At 63.7% G+C, this 21,222-nt stretch carries 17 protein-coding genes; 5 read left to right on the top strand and 12 right to left on the bottom strand.

The features are described 5' to 3' along the window. Positions 1-564: 564 nt before the first annotated feature. Entirely contained in the window at positions 565-2,073 is a 1,509-nt protein-coding gene (locus AWH62_RS03555; protein ID WP_075189106.1) for a UbiD family decarboxylase, read from the bottom strand. Between the two features lie 202 nt (positions 2,074-2,275). Here AWH62_RS03555 and AWH62_RS03550 point away from each other — a divergent pair, with 202 nt between their 5' ends. Then, a complete protein-coding gene (locus AWH62_RS03550) occupies positions 2,276-2,713 on the top strand; it encodes a BLUF domain-containing protein (protein ID WP_158025549.1) in 438 nt (145 codons plus the stop codon). Positions 2,714-2,737: 24 nt separating this feature from the next. On the opposite strand, the gene AWH62_RS03545 is transcribed toward AWH62_RS03550, so the two are convergent. The 4 genes from AWH62_RS03545 to AWH62_RS03530 form a co-directional block, all read right to left on the bottom strand. Beyond that, entirely contained in the window at positions 2,738-4,117 is a 1,380-nt protein-coding gene (locus AWH62_RS03545; RefSeq protein ID WP_075189104.1) for a serine hydrolase, read from the bottom strand. A 35-nt stretch (positions 4,118-4,152) separates the two neighbouring features. After that, complete coding sequence (locus tag AWH62_RS03540; RefSeq protein ID WP_083634974.1) at positions 4,153-4,932, bottom strand: enoyl-CoA hydratase-related protein; 780 nt, start codon at positions 4,930-4,932, stop codon at positions 4,153-4,155. A 153-nt stretch (positions 4,933-5,085) separates the two neighbouring features. Then, positions 5,086-5,517, bottom strand: a complete 432-nt coding sequence (locus AWH62_RS03535; protein ID WP_075189102.1) for a MarR family winged helix-turn-helix transcriptional regulator — start codon at positions 5,515-5,517, stop codon at positions 5,086-5,088. A gap of 39 nt (positions 5,518-5,556) precedes the next feature. Further along, the gene (locus AWH62_RS03530; protein WP_075189101.1) at positions 5,557-6,216 is read right to left on the bottom strand and encodes a methyltransferase; all 660 of its coding nucleotides are present in this window, start codon (positions 6,214-6,216) and stop codon (positions 5,557-5,559) included. Positions 6,217-6,277: 61 nt separating this feature from the next. Here AWH62_RS03530 and AWH62_RS03525 point away from each other — a divergent pair, with 61 nt between their 5' ends. Continuing rightward, complete coding sequence (locus AWH62_RS03525; RefSeq protein WP_075189100.1) at positions 6,278-6,646, top strand: VOC family protein; 369 nt, start codon at positions 6,278-6,280, stop codon at positions 6,644-6,646. Between the two features lie 57 nt (positions 6,647-6,703). Here AWH62_RS03525 and AWH62_RS03520 read toward each other — a convergent pair whose 3' ends face one another. The 5 genes from AWH62_RS03520 to ubiA form a co-directional block, all read right to left on the bottom strand. After that, a complete protein-coding gene (locus AWH62_RS03520) occupies positions 6,704-8,110 on the bottom strand; it encodes a pitrilysin family protein (protein WP_075189099.1) in 1,407 nt (468 codons plus the stop codon). 26 nt (positions 8,111-8,136) lie between these two features. Continuing rightward, positions 8,137-9,570 (bottom strand): pitrilysin family protein, encoded by a 1,434-nt coding sequence (locus tag AWH62_RS03515; protein WP_075189098.1) that lies wholly within the window; start codon positions 9,568-9,570, stop codon positions 8,137-8,139. An 87-nt stretch (positions 9,571-9,657) separates the two neighbouring features. Further along, entirely contained in the window at positions 9,658-11,082 is a 1,425-nt protein-coding gene (locus AWH62_RS03510) for a pitrilysin family protein (RefSeq protein ID WP_075189097.1), read from the bottom strand. Beyond that, positions 11,079-12,431, bottom strand: a complete 1,353-nt coding sequence (locus AWH62_RS03505; RefSeq protein ID WP_233128249.1) for a pitrilysin family protein — start codon at positions 12,429-12,431, stop codon at positions 11,079-11,081. The genes AWH62_RS03510 and AWH62_RS03505 overlap by 4 nt, the downstream gene beginning before the upstream one ends. 142 nt (positions 12,432-12,573) lie before the next feature. Continuing rightward, positions 12,574-13,515: a 4-hydroxybenzoate octaprenyltransferase gene (gene ubiA, locus AWH62_RS03500; RefSeq protein WP_075189095.1), complete on the bottom strand. Its 942-nt coding sequence runs from the start codon at positions 13,513-13,515 to the stop codon at positions 12,574-12,576. 98 nt (positions 13,516-13,613) lie between these two features. On the opposite strand from ubiA, the gene AWH62_RS03495 reads away from it, so the two are divergent. The 3 genes from AWH62_RS03495 to AWH62_RS03485 all read left to right on the top strand — a co-directional run bounded on the left by AWH62_RS03495 (position 13,614) and on the right by AWH62_RS03485 (position 17,831). Continuing rightward, positions 13,614-14,378, top strand: a complete 765-nt coding sequence (locus tag AWH62_RS03495) for a 16S rRNA (uracil(1498)-N(3))-methyltransferase (RefSeq protein ID WP_075189094.1) — start codon at positions 13,614-13,616, stop codon at positions 14,376-14,378. Between the two features lie 108 nt (positions 14,379-14,486). After that, on the top strand, positions 14,487-15,860 hold the full coding sequence (locus AWH62_RS03490) for a glutamate--cysteine ligase (protein WP_075189093.1): 1,374 nt from the start codon (positions 14,487-14,489) through the stop codon (positions 15,858-15,860). 159 nt (positions 15,861-16,019) lie between these two features. Beyond that, a complete protein-coding gene (locus AWH62_RS03485; protein WP_075189092.1) occupies positions 16,020-17,831 on the top strand; it encodes a peptide MFS transporter in 1,812 nt (603 codons plus the stop codon). Between the two features lie 81 nt (positions 17,832-17,912). Here the strand turns inward: AWH62_RS03485 and AWH62_RS03480 are convergent, their stop codons facing one another. Further along, complete coding sequence (locus AWH62_RS03480; protein WP_075189091.1) at positions 17,913-18,878, bottom strand: retroviral-like aspartic protease family protein; 966 nt, start codon at positions 18,876-18,878, stop codon at positions 17,913-17,915. 189 nt (positions 18,879-19,067) lie between these two features. Further along, entirely contained in the window at positions 19,068-21,131 is a 2,064-nt protein-coding gene (locus AWH62_RS03475; RefSeq protein WP_158025548.1) for a TonB-dependent siderophore receptor, read from the bottom strand. Positions 21,132-21,222 lie beyond the last annotated feature (91 nt).

Genomic DNA, 21,222 nt, shown 5'->3' with positions numbered 1-21,222 from the left:
GAGCTTTGTGCCGCCGTCCTGCCGATGGCCACGCCGGGTTGGTCTGGCGGTGTTTCCAGGCAACCGGACGAGCTCCGTACTCCCAACGCCCCCGGATCACCAATCCGGGCCTCGAGTAGCGCGGGACAACGGGGATTATCCGCCAGGTTTGACGGGCGGGGACAAGTTTTGTGATTTTTTTAGCGCGGAACGCTTTCCCTCTCCCCGGGGAGAGGGCCAGGGTGAGGGGTAAGTCCCGGTGACTGCAGAAGGAATCCCCCTCATCCGCCGCTTCGCGGCACCTTCTCCCAAGGGAGAAGGAAGGGTGCACAACGGGGATAACCCGCCTCTCCCCGGCCGGGGAGAGGTCCCGGAGCGCGGCAGCGCGCAGGGGGTGAGGGGCGCGCCGCGAAGCGGCGCCAGAGAAAGTCTTTAGTGGGCGCTGACGCGCCGCCCCTCATCGGCCCTGCGGGCCACTTCTCCCCGGTCGGGGAGAAGCGAGGGCGGTGTTTTTTTCCAATCGCGATAGTCCGTCATCCCGGACGCAGGGCTCCGCCCGGGATGACAAGCGAGAGGCGATGGAAGTCAGCCCAGCTCAATCCCCAACTCCCCCCAGATCGCATCGACCCGCGCCTTCGTGGCATCGTCCATGTCCAGCTTTTCGCCCCATTCCCGCGTCGTTTCATGGCCCGTCTTGTTGGTGGCATCCAGGCCGATCTTGGAGCCGAGGCCGGAGACCGGGGAGGCGAAGTCGAGATAGTCGATGGGGGTGTTTTCGACGGTGACGATGTCGCGGGCCGGGTCCATGCGGGTCGAGACGGCCCACATCACGTCTTTCCAGTCGCGCGCGTCGATGTCGGCGTCGACGACGATGATCCATTTGGTGTACATGAATTGTCTGAGGAAGGACCAGGCGCCCATCATCACGCGCTTGGCGTGGCCGGCATAGGCCTTCTTCATCGAGATAACGGCGATGCGGTAGGAGCAGCCCTCGGGCGGCAGCCAGAAATCGAGGATTTCCGGGAATTGCTGCTGCAAAAGCGGGATGAAGACCTCGTTGAGCGCTTCGCCCAGCACCGACGGCTCGTCCGGCGGGCGGCCGGTATAGGTGGTCAGATAGATCGGGTCCTTGCGCATGGTGATCGCGCTGATCCGGAACACCGGAAAATGCTCGACGGAATTATAATAGCCGGTGTGGTCGCCATAGGGGCCTTCCGGGCCGTACTCATCCAGCAGGACATGGCCTTCCAGGATGATCTCGGCTTCGGCGGGGACTTTCAGCGGGATGGTCTTGCAATCGACCAGCTCGGCCTTCTTGCCGCGCAGAATGCCGGCGAACTGGTATTCCGACAGCGTGTCGGGGATGGGCGTGACGGCGGCCAGTATGGTGCCGGGATCGGCACCCAGCACGACGGCGGCGGGCAGCGGGTCGGGCTTGCTATCCTTCCAGCGCTGATAATGCTGGGCGCCGCCGCGATGCTTGAGCCAGCGCATCAGGGTGCGGTCCTTGCCGAGCTTTTGCATGCGGTAGATGCCGAGATTGAAATCATCCTGCTTGTCGTCGGACGGGCCCTTGGTGACGACCAGCGGCCAGGTGATCAGCGGCGCCGGTTCGCCGGGCCAGCAGGTCTGGATCGGCAGCCGATCGAGATCGATATCGTCACCTGTCAGGACCACGTCCTGACAGGGCGCCTTTTTCACGGTCTTCGGCCGCATCGACATCACGGTCTTGGCCAGGGGCAGCAGCTCGGCGGCTTCCTTGAGACCGCGCGGCGGTTCCGGCTGGCGCAGGAAGGCGAGCAGCTCGCCGACCTCGCGCAATTCCGCACCCGTGGTGCGCGCCTGCCCGCCCAGCGTGACCGCCTGGGCGACCCGTTTGACCGTGCCGAACAGGTTGACCAGGCAGGGCATTTCGCTCTTTTCGCCGCGCTCATTGATGACATTTTCAAACAGGATGGCCGGCCCGCCCGCATGCAAGGTGCGCTTGTGGATCTCGGTCATTTCCAGCTCGGTCGAGACCGGCGTGGTGACGCGGACCAGATCGCCCTCGGCTTCCAGTTGATCGATGAATTCGCGGAGCGATTTATAGGCCATGTGTCGGTTCCGGCTTGTTGGGCATCCGAAACTGCAACTTCGCTGCTGAAAGTCCAGCCCGCTTTCCGTCGCAGGTGCAGGCGCTTGGGTCGGGTTGCGAAAATTTGAACCAAATTCGCGGCAAATGCGGCGCAAAGGATTGAACCAAGTTTCAGTGTTGGCGTTTAGACGGCGGCATCCCTGATCTGGAACGGACATGCCCATGCTGCACAGAATGGTCCTCGCGGCGCGGTCGCAACTCGATACCGGCCCCGGCGCGCTCAATGGTGAATTTGGATCCCTGGCGGCCAATTGCCTGCAGACCAGTGTCGAGAACGGGCTGACAGGCGGGTTGGTTGCCGATTCCGGCGTGCTGCTTGAGGTGCTGGAAGGGGAGAGCGCCGCCTTGTGTGACCGGCACAGCCGGGCTGAACGGGATCCGCGCCTTGATCAGCTTCAGGTTCTGGAATTCATCCCCGTTCTGCACCGGACCTACGCGACATGGTCGGTCGCAACGGCCGATGATGTAACCGGCAATGCGTCGCTGGTTGCAGCCGTCATCGAGAAGCGGGCCGGTCCGTTTGCTGTCGGCCAGCATGTCCGGGCGGTTCTGATGCAGGGCGCATTGGCGGCAACGCCGCCGCTCTGTGTCGCGGCCTAGAGGCTTGCCGGACCGGCGTGGATGTTACATGTCCCGGTCATGCGGGTTGCCGGCACTGACTAGGGCCGCCGCGACGCCGGCAGCGAGGTCATAGCTGCCCGACGGGCCGCCATTGGTCGCGCCGAAGCGCACCACGACCAGGTCTTCATTCGGCATGATGATGCCAAGCTGCGACTGGAAACCACGCATCATGTAGGTGCCCTCGGGCAGGTTGACATAGTCTTCGGGTAGCCAGAAACCCATGCCATAAAGCCCGTTCGACCCTTCGGTCGGGGTGCTGACCCGCTCGGTCCAGTCTTCGGGCAGCAGCCGGCGTTCACCGACCATGCCGTCATCAAGATAGAGCTGCGCCAGCCGGGCCCAGTCATGGGCGGTGGCGTAGAGATAGGACGAGCCCTGGAAGTGCCCGGTCTCGTCCGGCTCCATGATGGCGGAATGAATGCCCAGCGGTTCGAACAGGCGGGCGCGCAGGGCGCGGACCTGTTCCGGCAGGCCGTCGCCAAGCTGACGCTGCATGGCGTCGGTTGCCATGATCGTATTGCCGCTCATGTATTGCCAATGCTCGCCGGGGCCGTGCAGGCGTTCCCGCGTGGCAGCGAAAAGCGGCATGTCGGACCGGGTCATCAGCATGTCGGAATTGGGATCGAAACCGTCATTGAGCTCGGCGATGGCAAAACCGCCGGCCATGCGCAGCAAGTCTTCGATCGTGACATCCTCATAGGCCGGATCGATCTCGGAGAGGGCCGGCACCTGGCCGTGTGCCTCGGTGTCGATCAGCCCGTCCAGTTCGAGCATGCCGGCCAGCGTGGTGACGGCGCTCTTGGTCATCGACCAGCCATGGAAGCGGGTCTCGCGACTGGCGCCGGGTGCGTAGCGTTCGGCGACGAGGCGGCCCTGGTGAAGTACGGCGACGCCGAGCGTATTGCGGAAACCCTCACCCGGCGCGTCGAAGGCGGCGGCGATGACGGTGTCGAGCGCGGCGGTGTCGAAATTTGCGTCGCGATGGGCGGTGTCCAGTTCCAGCGGGATGAAATCCTGCGTCAGCGGCACGCTCAGCTCGCGATCGAAGTCGTGCCCGCCATGGACCAGCGTACAGCCCAGCCCGTCGCGCCAGACCGCACGTTGTTGCCAGAACAGGCCGAAGACGGAAGCGCGCACCTCGCCCGCCTCGCGGTCGAGATCATGGCTGATCAGGCCGGCCGCGGCGCCAAGCAAAGGGTCGATATAGATCGTCTTGGCGTGGTCCGGATCGAGCCCGGCGACAAAGGTTTGCGAGCAGACCTGTTTGGCAACGATGCCGGTGCCGGCTGGCAGGTAGATCCGGCCCAGCGGCGACAGGTTGAGGGCGACCAGCCCGCCGGCGATGAGCGCGGCGACGCCGCCCAGTATGATGCGCTTGGTCATGAATTCCCCCAAGTCCTGTCCCGTTGCCCGGCGCGTCAGCCCAGCTTGTCGAAATCCGGTGCGCGGCGTTCCAGGAAGGCGGCCGCCGCCTCGGCAAATTCCGGCGATTGCAATTGCGAGGCGAAGATCGCGTTCTCACGGTCCATGCGGGCCTCAATGCTCTCGGCTGGCTGACGCATCAGCGCCTTGGAGGCTTTCAGCGAGGTCGGCGCCTTGGCGGCGAGGATGGCGGCCATGAAGCGGGCCGTTTCGTCCATCTTGTCCGGCTCGGTAACGCGATTGACCAGGCCGGTCTCGCGGGCGCGTGTCGCATCCCAGGTCTCGCCGAGCAGCAGGAGTTCGGCGGCGACGGCATGGCCGAAAATGCGCGGCATGAGCTGGGATGAGGCGAATTCCGGCGCCAGGGCCAGATCGACGAAAGGCGTCTTGAAGATGGCGCGGCTCGAGGCGACGACGAGGTCGCAATGCAGAAGCATGGTCACGCCGATCCCGATCGCGAGACCGTCAACGGCCGCCACAACGGGCTTTTGCGCGTTCAGCAATGCCATCATGAAGCGGCGAACCGGCGGCGTATCATGCTGCTCGTTGAAATCCGGCGGACGCTGGGTGAAATCGACAATGTCATTGCCGGCGGTGAACACGCCCTCGGCACCGGTGATGATGCTGACCCGGACCGACGGATCGGTGTCGGCTGCTTCCAGCGCCTCGGCGGCGGCGGCATACATGTCCTGGGTGAGGGCGTTTTTCTTCGCCGGACGATTGAAGCGGATGGTGCGGATGCGATCCGCGGTTTCGACCAGAACCAGTTCGCTCACGCGAGCCTCCCTCATGATGGTTTTCCCGCTCGTATTTGTCGGCGGGCTTGTTGGGTTCGCGGGAGCCTAGAGCAAAAGTACAGGCGTTGAACACCGTGAATCAGTTGACGTAAACGTCACCCGAGCCGCATGGCGACCATACAGATCCGGCATTCAGATATTGACGGCGAGACGGGTCAGAACGCGGTGCAGCATGTCGGCATCATCTTCGCCGAGCCGGCTTTCCAGCTCACCGTTGAAATCGCGCAGGATATGATCCGCCGTATCACCGAGGGCGCGGCCTTTTTCGGTCAGCGAGACGACCGAGGACCGTTTGTCGGTTGTCGAGGCGGTCTTGGTGACCAAGCCGAGCGCGTCCATCCGGTTGACGAGGCCGGTCACGGCCGGCGGGTTGAGCGACAGGGTCTCGCCGATATCGCCCATCCGGCGCTCGCCACGACGGGCCAGCAGGAAGAGCACGGCGGCCTGGGCCGAGGTCACGCCGGCGACCGACTTCAGGCGTGCATCGGCGTCCCGGTTGAGCTTCCGGGCGGCAATCTCGAGCAGCAGGAATAATCGCCGGTCAACGGCGCGAGCGCGGGCCATGACAGCGATAGTGATTTGATTCTGCGGGCGAGGGGAGCGTCAGCGGTATTTCCAGACCTTGGCCTGCCTGACTTCGCGGTCTTCCAGGTCCCTTGTGACCGGGACGGTGTATTCAGCTAGCCGCTCCAGCTTGTCCTGGGGCAGGAAGGAACGACCGGGATCGCCGATCAGCACGGTCGCGCCGCGGGCATTGAGCGCTTCCAGCCAGCCACCGATCATACGCGCCGGTCCGGCCTCGTAGAAGACGTCGCCGGCCAGCACCACATCCCAGCCATCATCCGTGCCGACCAGATCGCCCAGCCGTGTGGTCAGCGCCACGCCGTTGGCCCGGGCATTGGTCTCGATTGCCGCGATGGCGAAAGTATCCAGCTCGCAGGCCTCGACTGCTGCGGCGCCGGCCTTCATGGCGGCAATCCCCGACACCGCGCCGCCGGCGGCAAAATCCAGCACGCGCTTGCCGGCGACGATGTCCGGATTGTCGAGACAATAGCGCGCCAGCGCCTGTCCGCCGGCCCAGGCAAAGGCCCAAAACGGCGGCGGCAGGCCCATCTCGCCCAGCGCTTCCTCGGTCTGTTCCCAGATCGCCACCGTCTCGACGGCGAGATGCAGCGTCACTTCCGGCACCAATGGCGGCGCCATCAACGCGGTGTGGGCGCGGATGAAGGCGTGGGGATCATCGAGTCGGGGGCTGGCGGACATGGCGCTTCCTGTCAGTATGGCCAGACCATCCGGTAGGCGGCTCGGGCCAAAGGAGCAAGCCATGACGACACGTGTGACGCGATCAACCTATGTACTGGCCGTCAACGACCTTGAAGCCACCGCTCGCTGGTGGGTGGAAAAACTCGGTTTCGAGCATTGGCTGCGGGTCGAAGGCTGGGCCTTCCTGCGCCGCGATAATTGCTATCTGCGGATTGGTCATTGTGAGGATGCCATTCCGCCGGCGCAACTCGGCGACCACCAATTCTTCGCCTATGTCGAGCTGGAGGACGTCAAGGCGTTCCACGACGAAATCAAGGGCCCCGGGGTCGACATCATCCACCGGCTCTCCGATCAGCCCTGGGGCATGCGCGAGTTTGGTGTTCGCACTCCGGACGGTCACCGGATCTTGTTTGCGCAGAATATTGAGTAGGGAGCCTCAGACACGCCCTTCCCCATGTCATGGGGAAGGGCCGATTAGCGTCTCTCCCTACTCCCGCACTTCCGCAGCGGCGACTTCCGGCAAAGCGCGGACATCATCACCGATCACCGCCAGATCACCGACGAGGACCAGCACCATCTGGTCGAGGGGCAGGTAGTCCCGGGCCATGCGCGAGATATCCTCATCGCTGACGGCCAGGATGTTCGGCACATATTGGTCGAGATAATCATCCGGCAAGCCGTAGAGGTCGCGCTGGCCGAGCTGACCGATCAGACCACCTGTCGAGGCGTTTTGCAGGATGAAAATGCCGGCCAGCCAGTTGCGCATGCCGTCGGCCTCATCGGCCGGCGGCGTTTCGCTTTGCAGGCGCGTGATCTCGCCAAAGGTCTCACGCAGGGCGGCGGCCGTGTCGGCCGCCGTGACGTCGGCATTGAAGGTCCAATAGCCTCCCTCCATCGTCCAGGTCACGCCGGAACCCGGCGAATAGGTATAGCCCTTGTCCTCGCGCAGATTGCGGGTCAGGCGCGAGGTGAAGGAGCCGCCCAGCAGGGCGTTCATCACCGTCATTGCCGGCGCATCGTCGGCGCCGATCGCCATGGCAGGGAAGCCAAGGCGGATGGTGGTCTGCGGTGCGCCGGGCCGGTCAATCAGCTGGACAATCGGACCCCCGCTGGCCGGAGCGCCGGCCGCCGCATCGGCATCACCCGTGGCCCAAGCGCCGAAGGCGTCGCGGATCGCCGCTTCCATGGCCGCCGCATCGAAATGGCCGGCAACATAGAGCCGCGCACGACCGGCGCCGTAATTGGTTGCGTAGAAGGCCTGGACATCGCTCAGCTCATAGCCACGCAATTGTTCTTCGCCCGGCAGGGTATTGCCATAGGGGTGGTCGGGTCCGAACAGGATGCGGGCATAGGCCTCGGTGGCGATGGAGCCGGGCTGGGCCCGCTGGACATCGACATCGCGGACCAGATTGGCCCGCACCCGTTCGAACTCGCTGTCGTCGAAATTCGGGCGCAGGGCGAGGTCGGCCAGAAGGGCCACCGCATCGGGGCCGTACTGGCTGAGTACACCGGTGCTGATATTGGTGGTGTGGCGCCCGACCCCGACATTGAGCGCACCGCCCATGGCGGCAATCTCGGTGGCGATCACGTCGGATGAGCGCCCGGCCGAACCCTCCTCCAGCATGGCGCCGGTCAGGTCGGCGAGGAAAGTCTGGCTGCCATCATCGATATTGGCGGCGCGGACCTGCAGGGAGATATTCACCGTGGGCGCGAGGCCAAACGGGATGAAGGTCACTTCCAGCCCGTTATCGAGCGTGAAGCCGGTGGTTTCCGGCAGTTCAAACGGGACGGGGTCGCCGATCGGTGGCTGTTCGCTGACCTGGGCTCCGGCAAGGCCGGGCAGGAGGGCAAGGCTGGCAGCTGTCAGGGCCGCCTGGAAAATTCGGATGCTCATCTGTCTCATTCCTTCCGGGGGCCTGATCATTCTGAACCGTCTTCGTCCGCAAGGCGGACTTCAAGCACGGTGCGGTTGCTCGGACGCAGATATTCCTGGGCCGTGGCGCGGATCAGTTCGGGCGTCACTTGTTCAAAGCCTTCGGTGATGCGGTTGATGCGGCTCGGATCGTCATCAAACATCGCGAAGGAGGCCAGAAGATCGACGAGGCCGAAGCGGGTGGCTGTATCGACGGTGCCGTAAAAATCCGAAAGCAGCTTCGTGCGGGCGCGTTCGACATCAGCTTCGCTGACCAGCTCGGTGCGGACACCTTCAACGGTCGCGTCCAGCGAGGTCATGACGTCGGAGACCGTGAACTCGCTGTCGTGGATCATGCCGACTGTCCACAGCATCGGGCCGTTATAGTTGAAGGCATTGCCCAGCAGGTTGATGCCGCCGAAGACCCCGGAGGCAAAGCCTTCCTCATTGACCAGTGACTGGTTGAGGCGACTGTCATCGCCCTGGACCAGCAATTGGTCGATCAGGATCATGGCATAGTATTCCGGTGTGCCGCGTTCCGGCATGTGATAGCCGACCGCGAGGGCCGGCTGGTTGGCCAGATCGTCTTCGCGGACCGCGAATTTTTCTTCTTCCTGACGCGGTTCCGAAGTGTCGATTTCGGGCAGGGCATCGCCGGCCGGGATGGCGCTGAACAAGTCCTCGATCATGGCCAGTGTCGCGTCCTTGTCGATCGCGCCGGCGACCACGAGGACGGCATTATTGGGCGCGTAGAACTGGTCGAAGAAAGCTTGCGCGTCGTCCAGGCTGGCGGCGTCGAGATCGGTCAGATCGCCATAGAAATTGTGCGAATTGTGCCAGTTCTCATTGGCGGCCATCGGCAGGTCGATCCAGATCCAGCCGCCATAGGGCTGGTTGATGACATTGACGAAGACCTCGTTGCGCACGACCTCGCGCTGATTGTCGAGCTGGCTCTCATCGAGATTGGGCGCGCGCATGCGGTCGGCCTCGGCCCACAAGACGGCATTGAGGGCGTTGGACGGCACGACTTCATAATAGTTGGTGAAGTCGTAGCGCGTGGAGCCGTTGTTTACGCCGCCATTGCCGTAGATCAGCGTGTCGAAGGCGCCGTGTGGCAGGTTTTCCGAGCCGGCGAACATGAGGTGTTCGAACAGGTGCGCGAAACCGGTGCGGCCGCGCGGCTCATTGCGGAAACCGACGCCGTAATAGACGGCCACGGTGGCGGTCGGCACGCTGTCGTCTTCGGACAAAACAACGCGCAGGCCATTGTCCAGCTGGTGATAGCTGACATCGACCGTGAACTCGGTCGACAATGCGGACTCTGCCGCGGCGGTGTCACGGGGCGTATCGGGTGTTGCCGTCTCGTCCGGCACGCCGGCCGGTTGGCAGGCGGCCAGCAGGAGAATGCTGGCTCCAGTCGCCAAGTTTTTGTAAAAATTCATGATATCCCCGCTCAAGACTGCAAGAGTCGCTCTGATGGACTATCAAAGCGCCCGGCGGTCGGCGGGTCAAACCATGATGACCAAGTTTTAATCTGTCGGGACGGCCTCATGGCGCCGGATATCAGCCTGGCGCAGGGACGGCATGGCCCGCAAATCCCTCTCGAACCGGTCCAGATCGCCGACAATGACCAGCGTGAAACGGTCATCGCGCAGATAGGCGCCGGCGACGGCGCCAACTTCGCGGTCGGTGACGCCCATCAGGGCGGGAACGCGCTGGTCGAGATAGTCATGCGCCAAGCCGAACCCGTCGCGCAGGGCCAGGTTTTCCAACAAGCCATAGGAAGAGCCGGAGGACATCACGAACAGGCTGGCCAGCCAGCGGCGCGTGCTCTCGGTATTCCAGACATCATTGCGCAGCGAGGCAATGGTGCCGAACACCGTCGTCAGGGCGAGGACCGTGCGCGGCGCGTCGATATCATCGGTATAGGTCCACATGCCGCCACCGCGTGTCCACTGCACGAAGCTGGCCGGCGAATAGGACCAGCCGGCCTCGCGCATGCTGGAGGCAATGGCGCCGCCGAGCGCCGCGTCCATCACGGTGATCGCGGTGGCATCCTTGGAGGTGATGGCACCGACCGGATAGACGAGGTGTACCGTGGTTTGAACCGATCCGGGACGGTCGACGAGATGTACGACCGGGCCGCGTGCCGGGATGGCTTGCGGGGCCGTATCGGCCGGGCCGCGTGCCCAGTCTCCAAAAGCGTCGCGCACGGCCGCTTCCATGCGCACCGTGTCAAAGCGGCCGGCGATGTAGAGATGGGTGCGTCCGGCGCTGAAATGGGCGGCGTGGAAGGCCCGGACATCCTCGATCGAATAGGTATCGACCTGGCCCGGGAGCGGCAGGGCCAAATGATAGGGATGGCCGTCCGGGAAAAGCGAATGGAAGGCGGTTGCGAACGCCATCGTGCCGGGCTCGGAGCGCCGCAGTTCAATATCACGCGACAATCCGGAGCGGACCCGGTCCAGCGCCTCTGCGGGAAAGTCCGGCCGGCGGACCGCGTCGGCGATCAGATGAAGCGCGGTTTCACCATGTTCGGCCAGCACATAGGCACCGACCAGGGTCGAGGACTCGGTGACGCTGGTGTTGAGCGAGCCGCCCATGGCGGCGAAACGGTCGGCGATCCCGGCCTGGTCGAGACCGGCAAAGCCCTGGTCGATCATGGCGCCGGTGAGGTCGGCAATCCAGGTCTGCTGGCCATCATCAATATTGCCGGCCCGGACCGAGACGATCACATCCATGGTCGGTGTCATGCCCCAGGGTACGAAAGTGACGGTGAGCCCGTTCTCCAGCTCCAGAGTCTGGGTGTCAGGCAGCTCAAACGGCAGTGGCGCGCCCGGCGCCGGCGGTGTGGCACCACGGCCCGGGACCTGTGCGGCCGCGATGCCGGTCACGGCCAGCCAGCCGGTCAGCAGGGCAAGGGCCGTCGTGCGGAAGGTTCGGGAACCGATCATTGTCCGGCCTCCTCAGCTGATCGTGCCGACGCGGCGACCGGACGCCCGTCGCCGGGCACGAGTTCCAGCACGGTGCGGTTTTCCGGTCGCAGCCAGGTCCGGGCCGTCTCGAGGATCAGGTCAGGTGTGACTTGCTCGAACCCGTCCTCGATCCGGTTGATGCGGCCCGGATCATCGTCGAACAGGGCAAAGCTGGCGAGTAGGTCGACCACGCCGAAGCGGGTGGAATAGTCGAGCTGGGAATAGAATTCGGTCAGGAATTTGCTGCGGGCGCTGGCCAGGGTTTCGGCGCTGACGGGTTCCTGGCGCAATGCTTCGATCACCGTGTCGAACTCGCCGAGCACCGCATCCGGCGCGATGGCGTCATCATGGATGATGCTGGCCGTCCACAACATCGGTCCGTCATAGTTGAACACATTGCCCAACAGGTTGATGCCGCCGCTGACAGCGGTGCCATAGCCCAGATCATCGACCAGCCGCCGGCGCAGGCGGGCATTGCCGCCGCGAACCAGGATCTGGTCGATCAGGATCATCGCGAAATATTCCGGCGTGCCGCGTTCGGGCATGTGGTAGGCGATGGCAAGGCCCGGCAGGGTGGCCAGCGGGTCGGTCATCACGCTGTGCTTTTCAGCCCGCTGCGGGGGTTCCGACACGTCGATGTCCGGCAGGTCCGGCCCGGCCGGAATGTCACCGAAAAAGCGGTTGATCGTGGCCAGCGTGTCATCGCTGTCGAAACTGCCAGCCACCACCAGCACCGCGTTGCGCGGGGTGTAATACTGTTCGAAGAAGGCGCGCGCGTCAGCGACTGTGGCCGCGTCGAGATCGCTCAGATCGCCGTAGAAATTATGCGCATTGTGCCAATTTTCATTGGCCACCATCGGCAGGTCGATCCAGGTCCAGTCGCCATAGGGCTGGTTGATGACATTGACGAAAATCTCGTTGCGCACGACATCGCGCTCGCGCTGGAAGTTCTGGAGGTTGATCGTCGGCGTTGCCATCCGGTCGGCCTCGGCCCACAGATAGGCATCCAGGGCATTGGCCGGCACCACGCCGAAATAATTGGTGAAATCCAGTCGCGTCGAGCCGTTGGCGATGCCGCCCATATTGGAGATATAGTAGTAGAAGACCGGTTCCGGCAGATTGTCCGACCCGGCGAAGAAAAGATGTTCGAACAGGTGGGCAAAGCCGGTCATGCCGCGCGGTTCATTGCGGTAGCCGACGCCGTAATAGACGGCCACGGTCGCGGTCGGCACGGTGTGATCCTCGGCCAGGACCACCCGCAGGCCATTGTCCAGCCGCTCATAGCGCAGCGGAATGTGCAACCCGTCATCGGTGGCGGGCTGGGCCATGACGGGCCCCGCACACAGGCCGGCACAGAGGAGGAGGGCGAACCCGGCGAGGCTGCGAAACGCTGATATCATAACACGCATCCTGAACGATTATGCCGCCCGGGGCCGCACGCTTTCATCAAGCCAGCGCACCGGCCTGACGTCAAATCGCTAATCCGGTCAACAGGGCGCCGGTCGCAAAGGTTGCAACCAGCATTAGGCCGGTCGTCCGATTGGCCTTGAACAGGGCCAGGCAGCGCCCGCCATCCTCGATGTCGAGCCGACGCACCTGGTTGAACAGGTGGGCGGTGTAGAGGGTGAAGGGGATGACGATCCAGGGCGAGGCCTGGCTCAGCCAGATTGCCAGCGCGACCAGGATGGCATGGGTGCCGTAAAAGCCGGCGACCCAGTATTGCGAGCTTTCGCCGAACAGGCGCGCGGTCGATTTGACGCCAACGAGGGCATCGTCCTCGGAGTCCTGGTGGGCATAGATCGTGTCATAACCCAGCGTCCAGAACACGCAGGCGACATAGAGCACCAGCATGGCCGGATCGATGCGGCCGGTGGCGGCGGTATAGGCGACCGGGACGCCCCAGTTGAAGGTCAGGCCCAGCCAGGCCTGCGGCCACCAGGTGATGCGTTTCATGAACGGATAGGCGGCGACCAGCAGCAGCGAGGCGAGGCCGACCAAAATGGCGATCAGAGGTAATTGCACCAGAACAATCAGGCCGACCAGGGCTTGTCCGCCGAGGAAGGCCCAGGCCTGTTTCAGGCTCACCGTGCCCGCCGCCAGCGGCCGGTCGGCGGTGCGGGCGACGCGGGCGTCGAGATCGCGATCGATGATGTCGTTATAGGTGCAGCCGGCGCCGCGCATGGCAACGGCGCCGATACCGAACAGGACGGCCAGCCAGATGTCGTAACCGGCAATGCCGTCGCCGATCCGCGCGAGCATCAATCCCATCCAGCACGGCAAGGCGAGCAGCCAGAAGCCGATCGGCCGGTCATAACGGGCGAGGCGCAGATAGGGACGCAGCGCCAGCGGCGCGCGGTCGACCCAGGATGTTGGCAGGCTGTCGGCGACTCGCCGGTCGAAATTCAGTTGCATCAAAGGTGTTTGGCAAAGCCTGAGGGCCAATTCAAGGCGGGAATGCGTATCGGGCAGCGGGACTTGACGTCGCGGGTGCGCGCCGTCAAAGCGGTGTGATGTCGACTGATCCCCGCCTTTTCCTCGATGTGCCGCTCAGCGTCGGCGCTGCCGTGCCGCTGTCGCGCGAGGACGCGCATTATCTGATCAATGTCATGCGCCGCGGCGAGGGCGACGTTGTGCGCGTCTTCAATGGCACGGATGGGGAATGGTCGGCAGTCATCGCCCACGCGTCGAAAAAGGCGGCGGCATTGACCGTCGGCGAACAGACAAGACCGCAGCTTGGCGTGCCCGATCTCTGGCTGCTCTTTGCCCCGGTCAAACGGACCAAGACCGAGCTCATTATCGAGAAGGCGACCGAGCTCGGCGTCGCCGCGATCTGTCCGGTCACCACCGCACGCACCCAGTCCGACCGCATCAGGTTCGACCGCTTGCAGGCCATCGCCAAGGAGGCCGCCGAACAGACCGAACGTCTCGACCTGCCGGAGATCCGCGATGTTGAAAAGCTGGACAAGGTCCTCGACGCTTGGCCCGCCGACCGGGAGATCATCTTCTGTGATGAAAGTGGCGACGATGCCGACGAGGCTTGGGGTGGCGCCCGCGGTCGCGGCCAGCCGATGGCGACGACCCTCGACGGCGTTGGCGGCCGACCTGCCGCCATCCTGATCGGCCCCGAGGGCGGTTTCTCACCCGCCGAGCGCGAGCGCCTGCGCGCCCTCGATCATGTCATCCCGGTGACGCTTGGGCCGCGGATATTGCGGGCCGAAACTGCAGCGATTGCAGCTTTGACGATCTGGCAGAGCGCTTGCGGGGATTGGCGTTAGCCGGACCAGCCGCGTCACAACGCCGTGAATCTCAGCGTCTTGCCCTTGTTCAAGACGCAGTGCCCCCATATCTGTTGCGGACATTTTCAAACGGCGGGGGCGCTTGGCATGAGCGGCACGTATAATTCGGGCGGCGAAGGTGCTCCCATTGAAAGCCTCGACCAGCTGACGGCCTATTTTGCGGCCGGCGAGAAGCCTGAAACGGCCTTCCGCATCGGTACCGAGCACGAGAAATTCGGTTTTGCCCTGGGCGATCATACGCCGCTGGCCTTCCGCGCGGACGGGCCGAGCGTCGAGAAAATGCTGTCGGGCCTGGAGCGGTTCGGCTGGCAGCCGGTGCGCGAGGGTGGCGAGTTGATTGCCCTGAAACGCGACGGCGCCTCGATCACGCTGGAGCCGGGCGGACAGTTCGAATTGTCCGGCGCGCCGCTGGAAACCATCCACCAGACCTGTGCCGAGGTGAATTTGCATCTCCGCGAAGTGCGCGAGGTCGCCGATGAGATCGGCGCCGGTTTCCTCGGCCTCGGCTTTTCGCCGAAATGGTCGCTGGAAGAGACGCCGATGATGCCCAAGGCCCGCTACGGGCTGATGAAGGCCTATATGCCGAAAGTCGGCACGATGGGGCATCAGATGATGTTCCGCTCCTGCACCGTGCAGACCAATCTGGATTTCTCGACCGAAGCCGACATGGCCAAGAAGTTCCGGGTCTCGCTGGCCCTGCAGCCGCTGGCCACGGCGCTGTTTGCCAATTCGCCCTTCAAGGATGGCGGGCTGCACGGCTTCCTGTCCTACCGGGCCCATGTCTGGACCGATACCGACAATAACCGCACCGGCATGCTGCCCTTCGTCTTCGACGAGGGCTTCGGCTATGAGCAATACCGCGACTGGGCGCTCGACGTGCCGATGTATTTCGTCAAGCGCGGCGGCGAATACCGCGACGCCACCGGCAAGTCCTTCCGCGACTTCCTCGACGGCAAGCTCGATGTGGTGCCCGGCGAAAAACCGGTGATCAGCGATTGGGAAGACCATCTCTCGACCGTCTTCCCGGAAGTGCGGCTGAAGACCTTCCTCGAGATGCGCGGCGCTGATTCAGGGCCATGGAACACGCTGTGCGCCCTGCCGGCCTTCTGGGTCGGCTTGCTCTACGACAACACGGCGCTCGATGCCGCCTGGGACCTCGTGAAGGACTGGACCGAAGCCGAGCGCAATGCGCTGCGCATCGGCGCCGCCAAGACCGGTCTGCACACGCCCTTCCGCGATGGCACGCTGCAGGACATTGCCCGAGAAGCGCTGGCCATTGCCCGCACCGGCCTGCGCGCCCGTGCCCGCATGAATGGTCATGGCGAGAGCGAGACGCTCTTCCTCGATGATCTCGACGAGATTGCCCGCACTGGCGTGACACGGGCCGAGGGCTTGGTCGAGCGTTTCAAGGGCGAGTGGGGTGGCTCGATCGAGCCGGTCTTCACCGAGTGCGCCTACTAGGACTCAGGGCATCTTCCGTCCCCGGATGAACGCCGCACACCCAAATGTGTAGCGCTCCCATGCAACAGGCCGAGCCAGAGGCTTGAGCCTTCCCCCTGCGCGTGGTCAATTGCGCGCTTGATTTAAAGCCCGCGTGGGGCGGGTACTGGGGAGAGACGCGTGACGGACACCACCGCAACGCCGGGTAATGCACCCAACAATGAAAACAAGGACACCTCCTTCTTCGGACATCCGAAAGGGCTGGCCATCCTGTTCCTGACCGAGATGTGGGAGCGCTTTTCCTATTACGGAATGCGCGGCCTGCTGATCATTTACCTGACACAGCACTTCCTGTTCTCGGATGAGCGTTCGGGCATCATGTACGGCGCCTATACCGCGCTCGTTTACATCATGACGATCATCGGCGGCACGCTGGCGGATCGTTATCTCGGGCAGCGAAAAGCGGTGACCTATGGCGCCATCCTGCTGGTCATCGGCCACGGCTTGATGGCCTTCGAGGGCAGCGGTTCGCGCGAAGTCTTCGACTATCAGGGCGCTGAATACGAGCTGACGCTTGATGGTCGGGGTGGCGATGCGAACCAGATCGTGATCGCAGCCGATGGTGCTGTGTCGCAGATCAGTTTCGCGGACAGCGGCACGCTGCTACAGGTGGCCGAGCCGGATGTGGTTGGCCTCCCGGCTGAAATGCCGTTCTCGTCGGACATGACGCGGGTCGAGCGTGAAGAGCTCTTCGTCAACATCCTCTATCTGGCCCTGGCCTTCATCATTGCCGGCGTCGGCTTCCTGAAAGCCAATATCTCGACGATTGTCGGTTCGCTCTACGGGCTTGGCGATACGCGTCGCGACTCCGGTTTCACGATCTTCTACATGGGCATCAATCTCGGTTCCTTCCTGGCCTCCTTCTCGGTCGGCATCATCGGGATTTACTGGGGCTGGGCCTGGGGCTTCGGGCTTGCCGGTATCGGCATGCTGGCCGGTCTTTTGACCTTCCTCTTCTTCCAGCCCTGGCTGGAAGGCCGCGCCGAGCCGCCGAACCCGGCCAAGCTGAAGGAAAAGGTCCTCGGCTTCCTGAACGTCGAATGGGCCTGCTACGCCGCCGGTATCGCCATCATCCTGGTGTCGATGGCGATCGTGAAATTTCCTGACATGTTCGCGGATGTCGCGGGCTGGCTTGGCATCATCATGTTCCTCGTCCTGATCGCCTATGCGGTTACCAAGACACAGGGTGATGAGCGCAAGAAGATGTTCGCGGCGATCTATTTCGTGCTCGCCCAGATCCCGTTCTGGGCCCTGTTCGAGCAGGCCGGCTCCTCGCTGAACCTGTTCACCGACCGCTTGGTCGACCGCACCATGTTCGGCTGGTCCGTTCCGGCGCCGGTCTTCCAGTCGCTCAATGCCGGCTTCATCTTCATCTTCGCGCCGCTGGTGGCGTGGTTGTGGATCGCCCTGGCCAAGAAGGGCTGGAACCCGTCCACACCGGTCAAGTTTGCGCTCGGTGTCTTCATGGCCGGGCTGGGCTTCTACACGCTGGTCGGTGGCATGGGTGTGAGTGGCGCAACCGGTCTGACGGCGGTCTACTTCATCTTCCTCATCTACTGGATACACACCATGGGTGAGCTGATGGTATCGCCGGTCGGCCTGTCCGCCGTGACCAAGCTGGCACCGCCGCAGGTGGTCGGCATGACGATGGGGGCCTGGTTCCTCTATTCCGGCCTGTCCAACTTCCTGGCCGGCATCATCGCCTCCTCGACCGGTGCAGAAACGATCGGCGGTCAGCTGACCGACGTCGCGGCTGCGAAGGCGGGCTATGTCGAGGTCTATTCGAATGTCGGCCTGATCGGCATGGGGATCGCCCTCGTGATGCTGCTCATCTCGCCGATCATCAAATGGCTGATGGCCGGTGCCGATGCGACCAAGGTGGTCGCGCAAACGACCGAAACCGAAGCCGGAGGGCCGTCAGTGGATCGCTAGTCGATCCGGACGCCCAAAGAATGAGAAAGGCCGCGGAACCTGTGTTCCGCGGCCTATTTCTTTGCGTTGCAGGGGCTGGCTCTAGAGTCCGGGCGTCTGGACCCGACGGCCATGACATTGCGTGTCCTCGGTCGTGCCGGAGATCTCGAAGGTGCCGGTGGTCCGGTCGATGCGGATGCGGGCGTGGCGCAGCGTGTCCATGCCGATCACCATGGCCGGTTCGTCGGCCCAGCCCAGCGCGTCGAAGACATCGAGGTCGGATTGCAGCGCCGCGGAGCGTTCCACGCACAGGCCGCCGATCTGGAGTTGGCGCAGCATGACCGGTCGTGCCTCCTCGCCGTCGGCATCCTCGATACCGCTGACATGGATGTCGAAATTGAACTGGATGCCGGGGTCATAAAGATGGCGGCGCAGTTGCCGGTTGATCAGCGTATGGGAGCTGCCGGTATCAATGATGACATGGACCGGCGCGGAACGGCGGCGCAGGCGCGCCTCGCCGATCAACAGGCCGCGCCGTTCGACCTGTCCGTCCGGATGCTCCGCGGCGGCGCTGTCGAGAATGAGGGCGAGGTCGTCGACATCGATCTCGTAGCGGTCGGACAGGATCGCGTCGGCACCGAGCAGGCCGGCGACGGGCAGGGGATGGTCGGCCGGAACCGGGATCACGACGCTGTTCAGCCCGACCGGTGGCGCGCCGGGAATGCCAAGCTGTGCGATGTCGTGCCGCTCGGCATCGAAACGGGCATTGAGCGACTGGACGAGATCATAACTTTCCCACTGTGAGACAAAGCCGATGGCTTCGGCCACAGGCTGGGCAATCGCCGTATTGCTGGCGCCGGTATCGAGGATGAAGGTGAGCGGATCACCACCTTCCAGTGTCACCGGGAGCAGAAGATGGCCGCTGGGTGCGCGTTGCAATTCGATCCGCGACTGGGCGTTGCCGGGACCGGTCATGGTGGCCGTCAGGGCCAGCATGCTGCCGGCGAGGCAGAGTGCGCGGACGGATGCGCGGGTCGTGTTGGCGATTGTGTCGGTTTTGGTCGTCATGCCTACCCCTGTGTGTTCGGCCGCAATGCGCAGGCAGCCCCCAACCGGCGCAGGATGACAGCGCGAACGCGGATGGTTCGAGCCGGGCCTTTCAACACGTTAGCGGTGGCTCGGCGGCTTCGCCATCATTCCCGGGTCCGCTCTCCTCAATGTGATCGGCGCCGACAGCAAGCTGTCGGCGCCTGATCGTCAGAACGTGCTGCGGGCACTGATCTGGAAGGAGCGACCCATCGAGGTATTGCGATAGTCGATCCCGTCGATGATGCCGCTGGCACGCGATCCGTCATAGAAGATGCGCTGGCGGTCATCGCCGGTATTGAATACCGCATCGACCTGGGCGCGGAGCGTGACGCCGAAGAAGCGGGTGGTCTCGACATAAATGTCCAGGTCACCATCGGTATTGTCGTGGTGCTGGAATTCCCGCGACCGGTGCACTTCCCCGTCGGAGAGCCAGAAATAGTCCCAGCCCCAGGCCATCTGGCTTTGTGGGAAGGTCTGGCGATAGTCGAGCCGCAACTCCCACTCCCGCGTGCCGGACCATTGACGGTTCTCGCCCGTGAGCGGGTCCTCGACATTGGTGTCGTACCATTCGAGGAAGACATCCAGTACCGCGTTATTGATACCCAGCGCGTCGAGCGGCGTGGTCAGATTGCCGGTCACGCGCAGATTGGTGCCGTCGCCGATATTGCCCGGCGCGTCGAAAACGCCGGTCGGGGTGACGATGGAGACCCAGCCGTCGAGATCCTCGACCCAGTCATAGCCGATCTGCAGCGAGAAGGAGCCGGCATCGCCGAAGCGTCGCTCCCACTCGCCTTCCAGCGTCCATGTGCGTTGCGGCACATAGTCCGGATTGCCGAGGGTGGAGTTGTTGTCGGTGACATCGACCGAAGAGGCGAACTTGCCGAAATCCAGCTGATCGACATCGCGGCGGCCGGTGAAACGAAAGCGGTTACGGTCGTCGGAGCGGTAGTTCAGCGTCACGCTCGGCTTGGGATAGGTGAAGGAACGGGTCTGCTGGGCGTCGCCGGTCTGGGCGATTTCCGAAAATTCATAGCGCAACCCGCTCTCGAGGCTGAAGCGGTCATTGATCTGCCAGACATGGTTGGCGAAGATTTCACTGCGGCTTTCCTCGACCCGGGTCTCGGCGACCGGCAGGTCGATCGGCGTGATGGTCGTGCCATCATTCTCGGATAGCGCGAGATGGGTTTCGCGGGAATTGCTGGCGTGCTCGCCCCCGAACTCCAGGGAGTGGCGGTCATTGGGGTCCCAGGACAGGGTCTGGCGAAGGGCGGTTTCTTCCATTTCCGCGCCGGCACTGACGATGATCGAATCGGTGAAGCCGGATACCGGGTCGTAATTCTCGTAGGCTTCCGGCCCGTCTTCCCAGCGTTCCCGGGTGGCCAGAAGCATGGTTTCCAGGGAAATCTCTTCGTTCAGGTCACGCTGGTAGGAGAGGGTTCCCGAATACAGGCTGCCATGGTTTTCGGTCTCGTTGTGCTCGAGCCGGTGCGGGGTGAGCGTCGCGCCGGAGACGCTGTGATACTCGGCAAAGCGCACCCGGTGCCAGGTCCACAAATTGGCGCGGGCATCCATGCGCAGGCGCGAGTTGTCGTTGATGTCCCAATTCATGGACCAGCTCGGCGCGAACTCTTCATACTGGCGCTGATCATTGTCGGATCCACGGGCAAATTCGACGCCGCTGGCATCGTGCCGGGATTCCCGGCGACGCAGGCGATTGCCGCTCATGCCGGTATCGAGACCGAAGGTCATTTCGGTCGGGCCGACCGGTGTCGTGTAGGAGGCGATGATGCGCGGGCCCAGCCGTCCGCTGTCGGAGACTTGCAGGCGCGCATCCCAGGAACCGGACCGGCCGGCACCTTCGCGCAAAACCACATTCACCAGCCGCGAATGGCCGCGCATGTCATATTGCGGCAGGGCTTCCTGGATCAGCTCGATGCGTTCGACATCATCGACCGGAATACGCTGCAGCACCGTCTCCAGAGACAGCGACTTGTTGGACGGACGTCGTCCGTTGATCAGAAGATTGCCGAAGGCATCGCCCAGCCCGCGGCGGCTGGTATCGCCGTTCGACAGGCCGAAGCCCGGAACCCGCGACACCATGTCCAGCGCCGTGACCGGCGCGTAATCCGTGAAAAATCCCGGCTGATAGGCGGCGACGCCAGCCTCGGTCTGCACCTGTGTTGCGCTGCCGGTGGCCGGCGCGTCCTGTATGGCCAATACAGGCGTGCTCAAGAACGCACCGATAAAAATACCGGCGGCCCCGTTCAATAAAATCCCTCGCATAATGTCCCTACGCTTTGTACCTGCCCAACTCCCCGATGCC

The organism is Maricaulis sp. W15 (genome assembly GCF_001924955.1).
GTDB lineage: Bacteria > Pseudomonadota > Alphaproteobacteria > Caulobacterales > Maricaulaceae > Maricaulis > Maricaulis maris.
The sequence above is the reverse complement of the archived record's forward strand: the minus strand, read 5'-3'. Positions and strand labels throughout refer to the sequence as shown.